The organism is Streptomyces luteosporeus, assembly GCF_039532865.1.
Taxonomy (GTDB): domain Bacteria; phylum Actinomycetota; class Actinomycetes; order Streptomycetales; family Streptomycetaceae; genus Streptomyces; species Streptomyces luteosporeus.
In genome coordinates, this window is the sequence record NZ_BAAASL010000002.1 from 138,920 (window position 1) to 152,843 (window position 13,924).

The window sequence follows — 13,924 nt, forward strand, 5'->3', positions numbered from 1 at the left end:
CCGCGGCGCGCGCGGACACGTACCCTCTTCTGTTGTGCCGAACGCCAACCATGACAGCCCCACCCTGCCGTCGACCAACGAGCTCAGCCAGGCGCAGCGCCGTGCCGTGAGCGAGCTCCTGCGGGTCTCCCCCGTGGCCGACGACCTCGCCCGCCGCTTCCAGGACGCCGGCTTCACGCTCGCCCTGGTCGGCGGATCCGTGCGCGACGCGCTGCTCGGCAGGCTCGGCAACGATCTCGACTTCACCACCGACGCCCGTCCGGAGGACGTGCTGAAGATCGTGCGGCCGTGGGCGGACGCCGTCTGGGAGGTCGGCATCGCCTTCGGGACCGTGGGATGCCGCAAGTCGGACTTCGACATCGAGGTCACCACATACAGGTCGGAGGCGTACGACCGGACCTCCCGCAAGCCGGAGGTCTCCTACGGCGACTCCATCGAGGAGGACCTCGTCCGTCGCGACTTCACCGTCAACGCGATGGCCGTGAGGCTGCCGGAGAAGGAGTTCGTCGACCCGCACAACGGTCTGCAGGACCTGGCCGCCCGGGTGCTGCGCACCCCGGGGACGCCGGAGGAGTCCTTCTCGGACGACCCGCTGCGCATGATGCGGGCCGCGCGGTTCGCGGCCCAGCTCGACTTCGAGGTCGCCCCCGAGGTCGTGACCGCCATGACCGGGATGGCCGAGCGGCTGGAGATCGTCTCCGCCGAGCGCATCCGGGACGAGCTGAACAAGCTGATCCTCTCCGACCACCCCCGCAAGGGGCTCGCCCTGCTCGTCGACACCGGCCTGGCCAAGCGGGTCCTGCCCGAGCTGCCGGCCCTGCGGCTGGAGCGCGACGAGCACCACCGCCACAAGGACGTCTACGAGCACACGCTCACCGTCCTGGAGCAGGCCATCGACCTGGAGACCGAGGGCCCCGACCTGGTGCTGCGTCTCGCGGCGCTGCTGCACGACATCGGCAAGCCCAGGACGCGCCGCTTTGAGAAGGACGGCCGGGTCTCCTTCCACCACCACGAGGTGGTGGGCGCGAAGATGACTAAGGCGCGGCTGACCAAGCTGAAGTACTCCAACGAGATGGTCAAGGACGTCTCCAAGCTGGTCGAGCTGCACCTGCGCTTCCACGGCTACGGCACCGGTGAGTGGACCGACTCGGCTGTGCGCCGGTACGTGCGCGACGCCGGCCCGCTGCTGGACCGGCTGCACAAGCTGACGCGCTCGGACTGCACGACCCGCAACAAGCGCAAGGCCAATGCCCTCTCCCGGGCCTACGACGGCCTGGAGGAGCGCATCGCCCGCCTGCAGGAGCAGGAGGAGCTGGATGCGATCCGCCCGGACCTGGACGGCAACGAGATCATGACGATCCTCGGCATCAAGCCCGGTCCGGCGGTCGGCAAGGCGTACCAGCACATGCTGGAGCTGCGCCTGGAGCACGGGCCGATGGGCCACGAGGCGGCGGTCGCCGCCCTCAAGGAGTGGTGGGCGGCCCAGGACCAGGGCTGACGTTCAGGGCTGATGTTTCACGTGAAACGTCAGCGGGGGCGGTGTTTCACGTGAAACACCGCCCCCGCTGCTTTTCCCCTACTTCTTGTTGTCCGCCAGGCAGAGCACGAAGTTGTTCCGGCGCTCTTCCCAGGTCAGGGCGGCGACGGTGCCCTCGACGCCGTTGCACACCGAGTCGGAGTAGGTGCCGCTGACCTTCTTCAGCACCTTGTGGGTGGCCTTGGCGTCGGTGCAGTCCACCTTGTGGATCTCCGGCTTGTTCTCGGTGCCGGAGTTCCGCAGGCAGTCACCGACCGCGAGCTTCTGGGTGTCGTCGCTCTTGCTGAAGAACCAGCCGCAGGCGGCCACGATGATCGCAATGATCGGCACGATGACCTTGCGGATGAACTTCAGCTTCGAGCGCTTGGGCGGCTGCACCGGGTTCCCGGGGAAGGCGCCGGGCTGGCCGTACGGAGCGGGGGGCTGCTGGCCGTAGGGGCCGGGCTGCTGCGCGTACGGACCGGGCTGCTGCGGGTACGGCCCCGGCTGCTGGCCGTACGGGGCCGGCGGCTGCTGGCCGTAGGGGGTGCCGCCCTGGGGGGCGTACGGGTGCTGCTGGTTGGGCGGCGGAGTGGTCACAGATGTCCTCTGGAATGTCGAAAAGCAGACAGGCGGTGCAGCGAAGGTACCCCGTGTCCATGACATTCCAGAGATTTCGAGCGGTCCTGTGGCCTTGATGTGACACTTATCGGCGGCCAAATGCCCACAACGCGGCGGTAATCAGGGCATAGAGAAAAGCCGTCACCAGAATCAAGGCGGGTGAGCGGCCGTCAGGCGGCAGCATGACGGCGGCCACGGCTGCCGCGCCGACGAAGGCGACGTTGAACAGGACGTCGTACACGGAGAAGATCCGCCCCCGGAAGGCGTCGTCGATGGACGCCTGCACCACGGTGTCGGTCGTGATTTTGGCTCCCTGCGTGGCGATGCCCAGGGCGAACGCCGCGACCAGCATGGGAACGGGCGCGAAGGGCAGGCCGAGCGCGGGTTCCAGGAGCGCCGACGCCCCGGCGCAGGCGAGCATCCAGCCGCGGCGCCCCAGCCGTTCGACCGCCCAGGGCGTGACGAGGGCGGCGGTGAAGAACCCCGCCCCCGACGCGGCGACGGCGTAGCCGAGCAGGGCCAGCCCGGCCGAGCCGTCACCGGCCCAGGCGTGCCGGCAGAGCACCAGCACCGTGACCGTCAGCGCCCCGTAGCAGAAGCGCATGAGGGTCATGGCCGCCAGCGCCCGCGCCGCGACGGGGCGTTGTGCGAGGTGGCGCAGCCCCTCGGCGAGCCCACGGGCGGTGACCACCACCGCCGTCCGCAGCCGGGTGTCCGGTGCCGGGACGTCCGGGCCGAGCAGGTCGGCCGGCAGCCGCAGGGCGCTCAGCCCGGCGATCAGATAGAGGACGCCGCCCAGGAGCACCACGCCGGCGTCCGAGACGCCGCCCCCGGGCGCGCCGAGCCGTGCGGCGAAGGCCAGGCCGCCGCCGGCCGTGGCGGCGAGGGTGCCCGCGGTGGGGAAGAGGGAGTTGGCGATGACCAGGCCCTCGGGGGAGTCGACGACGCGGGGGAGCGACGCCGAGAGCCCGGCGAGGACGAAGCGGTTCACGGCGGTGACCGAGAGCGCGGAGGCGTAGAAGAGGCCGTCGGGGACGCGGGCGACGATGAGCAGCGCGGTCACCGCGGCCAGCGCGCCGCGCAGCAGGTTGCCGTGGAGCAGCACCTGGCGGCGGCGCCAGCGGTCGAGGAGCACTCCGGCGAAGGGGCCCAGCAGGGAGTAGGGCAGGAGCAGGACGGCCATGGCGGAGGCGATGGCCGCGGCCGACGCCTGCTTCTCGGGGGAGAAGACGACGTACGCGGCGAGGGCGACCTGGTAGACGCCGTCGGCGGCCTGGGAGAGCAGCCGGACCGTCAGCAGGCGGCGGACGGGGCGCAGCCGGAGCAGAACGCGGAGATCCCGCACGACAGGCATGGCCCACAGCCTCACACACCACAGGGGTCCCCGGGCGGATGACCCGGGGACCCCTGTGCGAACGGCGGTGGGGCGCTTCTTAGCGCTCGACCTCGCCCTTGATGAACTTCTCGACGTTCTCGCGGGCCTCGTCGTCGAAGTACTGCACCGGCGGGGACTTCATGAAGTACGAGGAGGCGGAGAGGATCGGGCCGCCGATGCCCCGGTCCTTCGCGATCTTCGCGGCGCGCAGGGCGTCGATGATGACGCCGGCGGAGTTCGGGGAGTCCCAGACCTCGAGCTTGTACTCCAGGTTCAGCGGGACGTCGCCGAAGGCACGGCCCTCGAGGCGGACGTAGGCCCACTTGCGGTCGTCGAGCCAGGCCACGTAGTCCGAGGGACCGATGTGGACGTTCTTCTCGCCCAGGTCGCGGTCGGGGATCTGGGAGGTGACGGCCTGCGTCTTGGAGATCTTCTTGGACTCCAGGCGCTCGCGCTCGAGCATGTTCTTGAAGTCCATGTTGCCGCCGACGTTCAGCTGCATGGTGCGGTCGAGGACGACGCCGCGGTCCTCGAAGAGCTTGGCCATCACGCGGTGCGTGATGGTGGCGCCGACCTGCGACTTGATGTCGTCACCGACGATCGGCACGCCGGCCTCGGTGAACTTGTCCGCCCACTCCTTGGTGCCGGCGATGAAGACCGGGAGGGCGTTGACGAAGGCGACCTTGGCGTCGATGGCGCACTGCGCGTAGAACTTGGCGGCGTCCTCGGAGCCGACCGGCAGGTAGCAGACCAGAACGTCGACCTGCTTGTCCTTGAGGACCTGGACGACGTCGACCGGGGCCTCGGCGGACTCCTCGATGGTCTCGCGGTAGTACTTGCCGAGGCCGTCGAGGGTGTGGCCGCGCTGGACGGTCACGCCGGTGGCGGGCACGTCGCAGATCTTGATGGTGTTGTTCTCGCTCGCGCCGATGGCGTCGGCGAGGTCGAGGCCGACCTTCTTCGCGTCGACGTCGAACGCGGCCACGAACTCCACGTCACCGACGTGGTAGTCGCCGAACTGCACGTGCATCAGACCCGGCACGCGGCCGTTCGGGTCGGCGTCCTTGTAGTACTCGACGCCCTGCACCAGCGAGGCGGCGCAGTTGCCCACACCCACGATCGCTACGCGAACCGAACCCATTGGCGGTTGCTCCCTGTTTGTACTCGACGAAGCCCTGCGGGGTGCAGGACTCACTTGTCCGGGCCGTTGCGTGTGTCACGCCCGGCCCGCTCGCTCTCGATCAGCTCGTTCAGCCAGCGGACTTCGCGCTCCACGGACTCCATGCCGTGCCGTTGGAGTTCGAGGGTGTAGTCGTCCAGCCGTTCCCGGGTGCGGGCCAAGGAGGCGCGCATCTTCTCCAGGCGCTCCTCCAGCCGGCTGCGGCGGCCTTCCAGCACCCGCATCCGTACGTCCCGCGAGGTCTGTCCGAAGAACGCGAACCGGGCGGCGAAGTGCTCGTCCTCCCAGGCGTCCGGGCCGGTGTGGGTCAGGAGCTCCTCGAAGTGGTCCTTGCCCGCGGCCGTCAGCCGGTAGACGATCTTGGCCCGCCGTCCGGCCAGGGCCGCCGTGGAGGCGGCTTCCGGAGCGCTCCCGGGCTCCTCGACCAGCCAGCCGTTCGCCACGAGGGACTTCAGGCAGGGGTAGAGGGAGCCGTAGCTGAACGCGCGGAACACCCCGAGCGAGGTGTTCAAGCGTTTCCGCAGCTCGTAGCCGTGCATCGGGGACTCGCGGAGCAGGCCGAGGACGGCGAACTCGAGGATGCCGGAGCGTCTGCTCATATTTCGCCTCCTTGTCCCCCACAGCCTAGTCCTTGATGATCCGATCCTTATTGGTCCCTTATGCCGAGCTGATGTATCGACTCGATACATCCAGACGATAGGGCCGGCACCCCGAGCGGACAAGAGCGGGCACGGTGAACGAGGTCACATCACTGATTCGTGGGACACAACGGGCCTGATTTGGAGTGAACATCCGCAGAGGGCGTGATTTGGCCGTGCGTAGTCTGTGCGGCATGCAGACCAGCGGGAACCGGGTGACGCCGACACGCGTCCTCGACCCGTATGCAGCAGTGCGGACCGTAGCTCGGGGGGACAGCCGGCTCGCACACCGGGGGGAACGCAAGCCACCTGCAGCTGTCAGGCGCACAGTGCCTGCCCGAGGAGTAATCGTTCGATGAGCGAGCACCGCCGCAAGCCGCCGCAGCCTCAGGGCGGCGGACGAGCCGCGGCCCGTCGCGCGGCCCCGCAGCCGGCGTCCGGCCGTCGCGCCGCACCACACAGCAATCCGGGCGCGCCGGGTCACGGCCGTGACGGGGCCCGGCCCGTCGGCCGGGCCGACGCCCGCCGCAGCGACCGGCGATCGAGCGCCCCCGGCGGGCGCAGACGCCCGCCGGCGGCCGGAGCGGCCGGCGGGGGCCGCGGCGGCAGGAGGGACGGCCGGCCCGCGGCGAAGCGCTTCATCGACTACCCGCGCGCGGGGAAGACGGGCGTACGGCGCTGGATCCCGTCCTGGAAGCTGGTCACCGGCATGATCGTCACCTTCGCCGGCCTGATCGTGGGCATCGTGGGCGTCGCCCTGGCGGTGGTGCAGGTGCCCGACGCGCAGAAGGCGTCGAAGGTCCAGAAGAACGTCTACTACTGGTCCGACGGCAAGCAGATGGTGGTCGCCGGCGGCGGCAGCCTCAACCGGCAGATCGTGCCGATCAGCCAGATCCCCACGTCCATGCAGAACGCGGTGATCTCCGCCGAGAACGCCAGCTTCGAGAAGGACTGGGGCGTCGACCCCATGGGTATCCTGCGCGCCGTCGTGAAGATGGCGCAGGGCGGTGAGACGCAGTCCGGCTCCACCATCACCCAGCAGTTCGTGAAGAACACCTACCTGAGTCAGGAGCAGACGCTCAAGCGCAAGGCCACCGAGCTGCTGATCTCGGTGAAGGTCGGTGCCACCAAGGACAAGCCGTTCATCCTCGCCGGCTACCTCAACACCGCCTACTACGGCCGCGGCGCGTACGGCATCCAGGCGGCGGCCCGGGCGTACTTCGACAAGGACTGCGCGGACCTCACGCCCAGCGAGAGCGCGTTCCTCGCGGCGACGCTGAACGGTCCGAACCTCTACGACCCGTACGGCGGCCAGGGGCCGGCGGCGACGCCGGAGAAGAACACCAAGCGCGCCACGGACCGCTGGAAGTGGACGCTGGACCGCGAGGTCCAGGTCGGCCGCATGGACAAGGCCGAGCACGACAAGTGGGTGGCCAAGGGCTTCCCGCAGCCGCAGAAGCCCAAGCCGGCGACCAACCGGGCGGGCCAGATCGGCTACCTCACCGATCTCGCCGACAACTACATCGTCGCCCACTCCAAGATCAGCAAGGCCGAGCTGGACAAGGGCGGCTACCAGATCTACACGACGTTCGACCGCGACAAGATCAACGCGCTGGCGCAGTCCGTCGAGGAGGTCCGCAAGGCCAACATCAAGCCGAAGGTGCGCGACGTCGACCAGTTCGTGCAGTTCGGCGGCGCGTCGGTGGAGCCCAAGACCGGCAAGATCGTCGCCATCTACGGCGGTGAGAACGCGCTGGAGCACTACACCAACAACGCCGACTACACCGGCGTCCAGGTCGGCTCGACCTTCAAGCCGTTCGTGCTGGCCGCCGCGATGACCCACGGCAAGCGCAACCCCGGCCTCGGCCCCAACCAGAGCGACAGCCAGCGCACCGTCGTCTCGCCGGAGAGCATCTACAACGGCAACAACAAGCTGACCCTGCGGACGTACAACGGCACCGTCTGGCACGACCAGGACGGCAAGGAATGGCACCAGCCGAACGACGGTGACGAGGACAGGGGCCTCATCACGCTGCGCACCGCCATGCAGTTCTCGGTGAACACCCCCTACATCCAGCTCGGCATGGACGTCGGCACGGACCTGGTGAAGGAGGCGGCGCTCAAGGCGGGCCTGGACAAGGACCAGCTGGCCTCGATCACGCCCACCTTCTCGCTGGGCACCTCCGCCCCCAGCGCCATCCGCCTCGCCGGCGCGTACGCGACCTTCGCGGCCTCCGGCAAGCAGGTCGACCCCTACTCGGTGGAGAAGGTGGAGAAGGACGGCAAGCCGGTCTACGCGCACGAGCTCAAGAGCGCCCAGGCCTTCGACGCCAACGTCGCCAACAACGTCACCGACGTGCTGAAGACGGTCGTGGAGTCGGGCACCGGCACCAAGGCGAAGCTCGGCGACCGCCCGGTGGCGGGCAAGACCGGTACGACGGACGGCAACCGCTCGGCCTGGTTCGCCGGCTACACCCCGCAGCTGTCGACGGCGATCGGCATGTACCGCGTGGACCCGAACGCCAAGAAGCAGGAGTTCCTCTCGATGCGCGGCGTGGGCGGCCAGCCCACGATCCACGGTGCGTCGTTCCCCGCCGAGATCTGGGCCGACTACATGGGCCAGGCGCTCAAGGGCCAGCCCGTGATGCAGTTCGACCCGCCGCAGCCGATCGGCCAGAAGGTCTACGGCGACGGGGCGAGCCCGGCCCCCAGCCCGGTGCCCTCGGCGGTCTCGCCGTCCCCGTCGGCGTCCCCCTCGCCCTCCAAGTCGCCGTCGGCCTCGCCCTCGCCGAGCGCGTCCTGCGGCGGCCTGTTCGAGCCCAAGTGCAAGCCGAACGGCGGCGGCAAGGGCAACGGCGGCACCACCGGCGGCCCCGGCGGCAGCACGGGCGACATCGGCGGTGACACGGGCGACACCCCGTCGCCCACCCCGAGCCGCCGCGGTCAGCAGGGCGGTGGCGGCCTCTTCGGCGGCCCCGGCGGCTGATTGTCATACGAATAGGGCGCGATGCGCCTGAGCAGGTCGTTTCACGGGCCGCTCCGCACTTTCGCGGGGCGGCCCGTGCGGTTGTCCACAGGCTCCGCACCGCTGCTGGCCCGTACGGCAGGATGGGCGCATGAGGAGCGCGCGGGACGATCAGCCAGTACGGCCCACCGTCGAGGACGAGGTGGCCGCCGCCGGCAGCGAACTCATCGGGGGGCCGATGGGGCGGCGGGCCCTGCTCGGCGCCGGATGGTGGTCGCCGGTGCGGGTGATCGCCCTCGTGGCGATCGGCCTGTTCGCGCTGGGCATGGTGCAGAAGCTGCCCTGCTACAACTACGGCTGGTTCTTCGGCGCCACCACGCAGTACACCCACGCCTGCTACTCCGACATCCCCCACCTCTACTACGGGCGCGGCTTCGACCAGGGGCTCATTCCCTACTTCGACCACATTCCGCAGACCGTCTCCGGGGGCATGGACTACCTGGAGTACCCGGTGCTCACGGGCCTGTTCATGGAGGTGGCGGCGCTGCTGACACCCGGCGGCGGCACGCTGCAGCACCGCGAGCAGATGTACTGGTTCGTCAACGCCGGGATGCTGATGGCCTGTACGGCCGCCATCGCCGTGTGCGTGGCGCGCACCCACCGCCGCCGGCCCTGGGACGCCCTGCTCTTCGCCCTGGCACCGGCCTTCGCGCTGACGGCCACGATCAACTGGGACCTGTTCGCGGTCGCCCTGACGGCCGGGGCGATGGCGGCCTGGTCGCGCGGCCGGACGGTGGCGGCGGGCGTGCTGATCGGCCTGGCGGCCGCGGCCAAGCTGTACCCGGCGCTGCTGCTGGGGCCGCTGTTCGTGCTGTGCCTGCGGGCCGGGCGGCTGCGGGCGTTCGCCTCGGCGGCGGCCGCGGCCGCCGCGTCCTGGCTCGTGGTGAACCTGCCGGTGATGCTCACGCACGACGCGAGCGGCTTCCACATCCGGCCGGGCTGGGCGAAGTTCTACACCTTCAGCCAGGAGCGGCCGATCGACTTCGGCTCGGTGTGGCTCTTCCTCTCCCAGCGCACCGGGAACCCCCTGGAGGACGCCAACACCTACGCGTCCGCGCTGATGGTCCTGGGCTGCCTGGGCATCGGTGTCCTCGCCCTGTGCGCGCCCCGGCGCCCGCGCTTCGCCCAGCTGGCCTTCCTGGTGGTGGCCCTGTTCATCCTGGTCAACAAGGTCTACTCGCCGCAGTACGTGCTGTGGATGGTGCCGCTCGCCGCGCTGGCCCGGCCCAAGTGGCGGGACTTCCTGATCTGGCAGGCCTGCGAGGTCCTGTACTACCTGGGCATCTGGTTCTACCTGGCCTACACCGGCAGCGGGGACAAGCACCAGGGCCTGCCCCCCGAGGGCTACCAACTGGCCATCGTCGCCCACCTGCTGGGCACGCTCTACCTCTGCGCGCTGGTCGTGCGCGACATCTGGTTCCCCGAGCGGGACGTGGTGCGCCGCGACGGCTCCGACGACCCCTCCGGAGGCGTGCTGGACGGGGCCCCGGACATATGGGTCCCGGGTTCCGTGCGCCGCGAGCGGCGCACGGAACCCGCCTCGGTCGCACGCGTCGAGTGGGGCACCGGGAGCCGCAACCCGTGAGGTGACGGCCCCCGGCCCCGGATCACGGGGGTGGGAACAGTGGGATCAGCGGGAACGACCGGATCAGTGGTCGACCACGCGGTCGAACTGCGTGGTGGTGTGCCGCAGGTGGGCCACCAGCTCGTCGCCGACCTGCGGGGCGGGGGCGTCGGAGGGCACGAACAGGATCGAGACCTGCATGTGCGGGGGCTCGGCGAACCAGCGCTGCTTGCCGGCCCAGACGAAGGGCGACAGGTTGCGGTTCATGGTGGCCAGGCCCGCCCGGGCCACGCCCTTGGCGCGCGGCATCATGCCGTGGAGCGCCTTGGGCGCCTCCAGGCCGACGCCGTGCGACGTGCCGCCGGCCACCACCACGAGGTAGCCGTCGCCGGTGGCCTTCTGCTGGCGGTAGCCGAAGCGGTCGCCCTTGGCCACCGGCGTGACGTCCAGCACCGCGCCCCGGTAGTGGGTCGCGTCGTGGTCGCCCAGCCACAGCCGGGTGCCGATGCGGGCCCGGAAGCGGGTGTGCGGGAACTGCTGCTGCAGCTGGGCGAGCTCCTCGGCCTTGAGGTGGCTGACGAACATCGTGTGCAGCGGCAGGTGGGCGGCGCGCAGCCGCTCCATCCACGCGGCGACCTCGTCGACCCCGCTGCTGCCGTCGGCGTGGTCGAGCGGCAGGTGTATGGCGAAGCCCTCCAGGCGCACGTCCTCGATGGCCGCGTGCAGCTTGGGCAGGTCCTCCTCGCTGATGCCGTGCCGCTTCATGCTGCTCATGACCTCGATGACGACGCGCGCGCCGACCAGCCCGCGCACGCCCTCGACCGAGGAGACCGAGCGGATGGCCCGGTCGGGCAGCGGCACCGGCTCCTCGCCGAGCCGGAAGGGGGTCAGCACCAGCAGGTCACCGCTGAACCAGTCCTTGATGCGGGCCGCTTCGTAGGTGGTGCCGACGGCGAGGGTGTCGGCCCCCATGCGGGTGACCTCCTCGGCCAGCCGCTCGTGGCCGAAGCCGTAGCCGTTGCCCTTGCAGACCGGGATGATCCCGGGGAACTGCTGGATGACGGACTGCTGGTGTGCCCGCCAGCGCGCGGTGTCGACGTAGAGCGTGAGCGCCATGGCCGGTCCCGGAACCTTTCCCTGAGTGTCGTTGGAGCCGTTGGATCAGCGACGAGACATGTACATGTCGAGCGCCTTGTGGAGCAGCTTGTTCAGCGGGAAGTCCCACTCGCCGAGGTACTCGGCCGCCTGGCCGCCGGTGCCGACCTTGAACTGGATCAGGCCGAAGAGGTGGTCGTTCTCGTCGAGGGAGTCGCCGATGCCGCGCAGGTCGTAGACGCTCGCGCCCAGCGCGTAGGCGTCGCGCAGCATCCGCCACTGCATGGCGTTCGACGGACGGACCTCGCGCTTGTGGTTGGCGGAGGCGCCGTAGGAGTACCACACGTGCCCGCCGACGATCAGCATCGTCGCCGCGGCGACGGCCTCGCCCTCGTGGACGGCGAAGTACAGCCGCATGCGGTTGGGGTCCTCGTTGTTGAGGGCCGTCCACATGCGCTGGAAGTAGCTCAGCGGCCGCGGGCGGAACTTGTCGCGCTCCGCGGTGATCTCGTACAGGTGCTGCCAGGTCGGCAGGTCCTCGTAGCCGCCCTGGACGACCTCGACGCCGGCCTTCTCGGCCTTCTTGATGTTGCGCCGCCACAGCTGGTTGAAGCCCTTGTGGACGTCCTCCAGCGAGCGGCCCTCCAGCGGCACCTGGAAGACGTAGCGGGGCTGGACGTCACCGAAGCCCGCGCCGCCGTCCTCGCCCTGCTGCCAGCCCATGCGGCGCAGCTGGTCGGCGACCTCGAAGGCGCGCGGCTCGATGAAGGTCGGCTGGACGTCGCGCAGGCGCTTGGCGTCCGGGTCGGAGATGCCGTTCTTGATGGCGCCGGCGTCCCAGCGCCGGATGACGACGGGCGGGCCCATCTTCACCGAGAAGGCGCCCTGCCGCTTCAGGTGCGCCAGCATCGGCTCCAGCCAGTCGGCGAGGTTGGGGGCGTACCAGTTGATCACCGGGCCCTCGGGCAGGTAGGCCAGGTAGCGCTTGACCTTGGGCAGCTGGCGGTAGAGCACCAGGCCCACGCCGACGAGCTGGCCGGTCTTGTCGAACCAGCCGAGGTTCTCCGAGCGCCACTCGGCCTTGACGTCCGCCCACCCCGGCACCTGCATGTGACTGGCCGCGGGCAGGCTCTGGATGAATGCCAGATGCTGCTCTCGGCTGATTGTCCTCAGGGTCAGGCTCATGCGGGGCGCTCCTCGGCAGGTGTGTCCCCATGGTCGGGGCTCCGGCTCTCGCGCCGAAGCCTACTGCGACCGGGGAGCGCCCCGTTTGGGCGTACGCCCCGCTATCCGATCACACCCCCGAAGAGCCCGCCGTGCGCCATGCCCAGGAAGAAGCCGATGGCGGCCGCCCCGAGGCCGATGATCAGCAGGAAGCGCTCGCCGGTGGTGGCCGAGATGAACTGTCCCCAGGCCCCGCTGAGGATGCCGAGGAGTCCGCTCCAGGAGCTGAGCAGGTGCAGGTTGTCGAAGGCCGAGGAGACGAAGGCCACCAGGCCGAGCACGACCGTCACGGCGACGAAGGTGTTCTCGACCGGGTGGGGCTTTCCGTCGCTGTTGAGCAGACCGCCGAGCAGGGACCCGGGGCGGCGGGGCTGTCGTGCTGCCTGTGTCATGGGGGCACCTCCAGAAGGCAGGGGGCGCCGTATGGCGCCGGTCACACCCGTTCCGTCCAGACTGAGGGCCCGGACTGCCGGATTTCAACCGCACGCCACGGTGGGGGTACTCTGTACGGTCTGCACCGGTGTCTGCCCGGACCCAGCTTCGGTCCCGGGGGCAACCCAGGGACTCTCCGCTGATTGTCAGTGTCCGCCGATACCGTTGTTCACGCATCACGACCCTCCTGCCACGGATCGACCGTGGCCGCTGAGTCCAAAGGAGGTGGGTTCCACATGCGTCACTACGAGGTGATGGTCATCCTCGACCCCGATCTCGAGGAGCGCGCTGTCTCCCCGCTGATCGAGAACTTCCTCTCCGTCGTCCGTGAGGGCAACGGAAAGGTCGAGAAGGTCGACACCTGGGGCCGTCGTCGTCTCGCTTACGAGATCAAGAAGAAGCCCGAGGGCATCTACTCGGTCATCGACCTGCAGGCCACGCCTGAGGTCGTCAAGGAGCTCGACCGCCAGATGAACCTGAACGAGTCGGTCCTCCGGACCAAGGTCCTCCGTCCCGAGACCCACTGAGCCTGACGGCTTAGAGGAGTCATCGGGCTGCATCTCCAACGAGTAGCAAGCAGCCAGCAGCACACCCGCCGAGAGGTTCATCCATGGCAGGCGAGACCGTCATCACGGTCGTCGGCAATCTCGTCGACGACCCCGAGCTGCGCTTCACCCCGTCCGGTGCGGCGGTCGCGAAGTTCCGTATCGCGTCCACCCCCCGCACCTTCGACCGCCAGACCAACGAGTGGAAGGACGGCGAGAGCCTCTTCCTCACGTGCTCGGTGTGGCGTCAGGCGGCGGAGAACGTCGCCGAGTCGCTTCAGCGCGGCATGCGCGTCGTCGTGCAGGGCCGTCTGAAGCAGCGGTCCTACGAGGACCGCGAGGGCGTCAAGCGCACGGTCTTCGAGCTCGAGGTCGACGAGGTCGGCCCCAGCCTGAAGAACGCCACGGCGAAGGTCACCAAGACCACGGGTCGCGGTGGCCAGGGTGGCTTCGGCGGCGGCCAGGGTGGCGGCCAGGGCGGCGGCTGGGGCTCCGGCCCCGGCGGCCAGCAGGGCGGCGGGGCTCCCGCCGACGACCCCTGGGCCACCGGCGCTCCGTCCGGCGGCCAGCCGGGCGGCGGCGGAGGCGGCTGGGGCGGCGGCTCCGGCAACTCCGGCGGCTACTCCGACGAGCCGCCCTTCTAGGTCCCGGCAGGGGCCCGGGCCCTTCCGGCCCGAGGGCGTCAGCACAAAACTTCTTGATTCACAGG

At 69.9% G+C, this 13,924-nt stretch carries 12 protein-coding genes; 5 read left to right on the top strand and 7 right to left on the bottom strand.

Features of this window, described 5'->3' with window-relative positions; all coding sequences use genetic code 11:
• The first annotated feature begins 34 nt into the window (after window positions 1–34).
• Window positions 35–1,498 (top strand): CCA tRNA nucleotidyltransferase, encoded by a 1,464-nt coding sequence (locus ABD361_RS02820; protein ID WP_344433020.1) that lies wholly within the window; start codon window positions 35–37, stop codon window positions 1,496–1,498.
• A gap of 78 nt (window positions 1,499–1,576) precedes the next feature.
• On the opposite strand, the gene ABD361_RS02825 is transcribed toward ABD361_RS02820, so the two are convergent.
• From ABD361_RS02825 to ABD361_RS02840, 4 genes are all read right to left on the bottom strand, one after another.
• Window positions 1,577–2,116 carry an LppU/SCO3897 family protein gene (locus tag ABD361_RS02825; RefSeq protein ID WP_344433021.1) on the bottom strand — a complete coding sequence of 180 codons (540 nt, stop codon included), beginning with the start codon at window positions 2,114–2,116 and terminating at the stop codon, window positions 1,577–1,579.
• Window positions 2,117–2,222: 106 nt separating this feature from the next.
• A complete protein-coding gene (locus tag ABD361_RS02830; protein WP_344433022.1) occupies window positions 2,223–3,491 on the bottom strand; it encodes an MFS transporter in 1,269 nt (422 codons plus the stop codon).
• A 79-nt stretch (window positions 3,492–3,570) separates the two neighbouring features.
• Window positions 3,571–4,653 (bottom strand): inositol-3-phosphate synthase, encoded by a 1,083-nt coding sequence (locus tag ABD361_RS02835; RefSeq protein ID WP_344433023.1) that lies wholly within the window; start codon window positions 4,651–4,653, stop codon window positions 3,571–3,573.
• 50 nt (window positions 4,654–4,703) lie between these two features.
• Entirely contained in the window at window positions 4,704–5,291 is a 588-nt protein-coding gene (locus ABD361_RS02840; protein WP_344433024.1) for a PadR family transcriptional regulator, read from the bottom strand.
• A gap of 394 nt (window positions 5,292–5,685) precedes the next feature.
• Between ABD361_RS02840 and ABD361_RS02845 the strand changes: the two genes are divergently transcribed.
• Both ABD361_RS02845 and ABD361_RS02850 read left to right on the top strand, forming a co-directional pair.
• Window positions 5,686–8,316 carry a transglycosylase domain-containing protein gene (locus tag ABD361_RS02845; RefSeq protein WP_344433025.1) on the top strand — a complete coding sequence of 877 codons (2,631 nt, stop codon included), beginning with the start codon at window positions 5,686–5,688 and terminating at the stop codon, window positions 8,314–8,316.
• Between the two features lie 130 nt (window positions 8,317–8,446).
• Window positions 8,447–9,940: a glycosyltransferase family 87 protein gene (locus tag ABD361_RS02850; RefSeq protein WP_344433026.1), complete on the top strand. Its 1,494-nt coding sequence runs from the start codon at window positions 8,447–8,449 to the stop codon at window positions 9,938–9,940.
• A gap of 63 nt (window positions 9,941–10,003) precedes the next feature.
• Here ABD361_RS02850 and ABD361_RS02855 read toward each other — a convergent pair whose 3' ends face one another.
• From ABD361_RS02855 to ABD361_RS02865, 3 genes are all read right to left on the bottom strand, one after another.
• Window positions 10,004–11,035, bottom strand: coding sequence for an alanine racemase (locus ABD361_RS02855; RefSeq protein WP_344433027.1), 1,032 nt, complete (start codon window positions 11,033–11,035; stop codon window positions 10,004–10,006).
• 45 nt (window positions 11,036–11,080) lie between these two features.
• Window positions 11,081–12,199 carry a lipid II:glycine glycyltransferase FemX gene (locus tag ABD361_RS02860; RefSeq protein WP_344433028.1) on the bottom strand — a complete coding sequence of 373 codons (1,119 nt, stop codon included), beginning with the start codon at window positions 12,197–12,199 and terminating at the stop codon, window positions 11,081–11,083.
• A gap of 101 nt (window positions 12,200–12,300) precedes the next feature.
• Window positions 12,301–12,630 (bottom strand): hypothetical protein, encoded by a 330-nt coding sequence (locus ABD361_RS02865; protein ID WP_344433029.1) that lies wholly within the window; start codon window positions 12,628–12,630, stop codon window positions 12,301–12,303.
• Window positions 12,631–12,906: 276 nt separating this feature from the next.
• On the opposite strand from ABD361_RS02865, the gene rpsF reads away from it, so the two are divergent.
• Together rpsF and ABD361_RS02875 are read left to right on the top strand one after the other, a co-directional pair.
• Window positions 12,907–13,197 (top strand): 30S ribosomal protein S6, encoded by a 291-nt coding sequence (gene rpsF / locus ABD361_RS02870; RefSeq protein WP_049719052.1) that lies wholly within the window; start codon window positions 12,907–12,909, stop codon window positions 13,195–13,197.
• Window positions 13,198–13,280: 83 nt separating this feature from the next.
• Window positions 13,281–13,859: a single-stranded DNA-binding protein gene (locus ABD361_RS02875; protein ID WP_344433030.1), complete on the top strand. Its 579-nt coding sequence runs from the start codon at window positions 13,281–13,283 to the stop codon at window positions 13,857–13,859.
• The last annotated feature ends 65 nt before the right edge of the window (window positions 13,860–13,924 follow it).

Excerpts from the sequence above, each read along its gene's own strand:
- ABD361_RS02830 (WP_344433022.1), bottom strand. The coding sequence starts at position 3,491 with ATGCCTGTCGTGCGGGATCTCCGCGTTCTGCTCCGGCTGCGCCCCGTC.
- ABD361_RS02835 (WP_344433023.1), bottom strand. The coding sequence starts at position 4,653 with ATGGGTTCGGTTCGCGTAGCGATCGTGGGTGTGGGCAACTGCGCCGCC.
- ABD361_RS02840 (WP_344433024.1), bottom strand. The coding sequence starts at position 5,291 with ATGAGCAGACGCTCCGGCATCCTCGAGTTCGCCGTCCTCGGCCTGCTC.
- ABD361_RS02845 (WP_344433025.1), top strand. The coding sequence starts at position 5,686 with ATGAGCGAGCACCGCCGCAAGCCGCCGCAGCCTCAGGGCGGCGGACGA.
- ABD361_RS02850 (WP_344433026.1), top strand. The coding sequence starts at position 8,447 with ATGAGGAGCGCGCGGGACGATCAGCCAGTACGGCCCACCGTCGAGGAC.
- ABD361_RS02855 (WP_344433027.1), bottom strand. The coding sequence starts at position 11,035 with ATGGCGCTCACGCTCTACGTCGACACCGCGCGCTGGCGGGCACACCAG.
- ABD361_RS02860 (WP_344433028.1), bottom strand. The coding sequence starts at position 12,199 with ATGAGCCTGACCCTGAGGACAATCAGCCGAGAGCAGCATCTGGCATTC.
- ABD361_RS02865 (WP_344433029.1), bottom strand. The coding sequence starts at position 12,630 with ATGACACAGGCAGCACGACAGCCCCGCCGCCCCGGGTCCCTGCTCGGC.
- rpsF (WP_049719052.1), top strand. The coding sequence starts at position 12,907 with ATGCGTCACTACGAGGTGATGGTCATCCTCGACCCCGATCTCGAGGAG.
- ABD361_RS02875 (WP_344433030.1), top strand. The coding sequence starts at position 13,281 with ATGGCAGGCGAGACCGTCATCACGGTCGTCGGCAATCTCGTCGACGAC.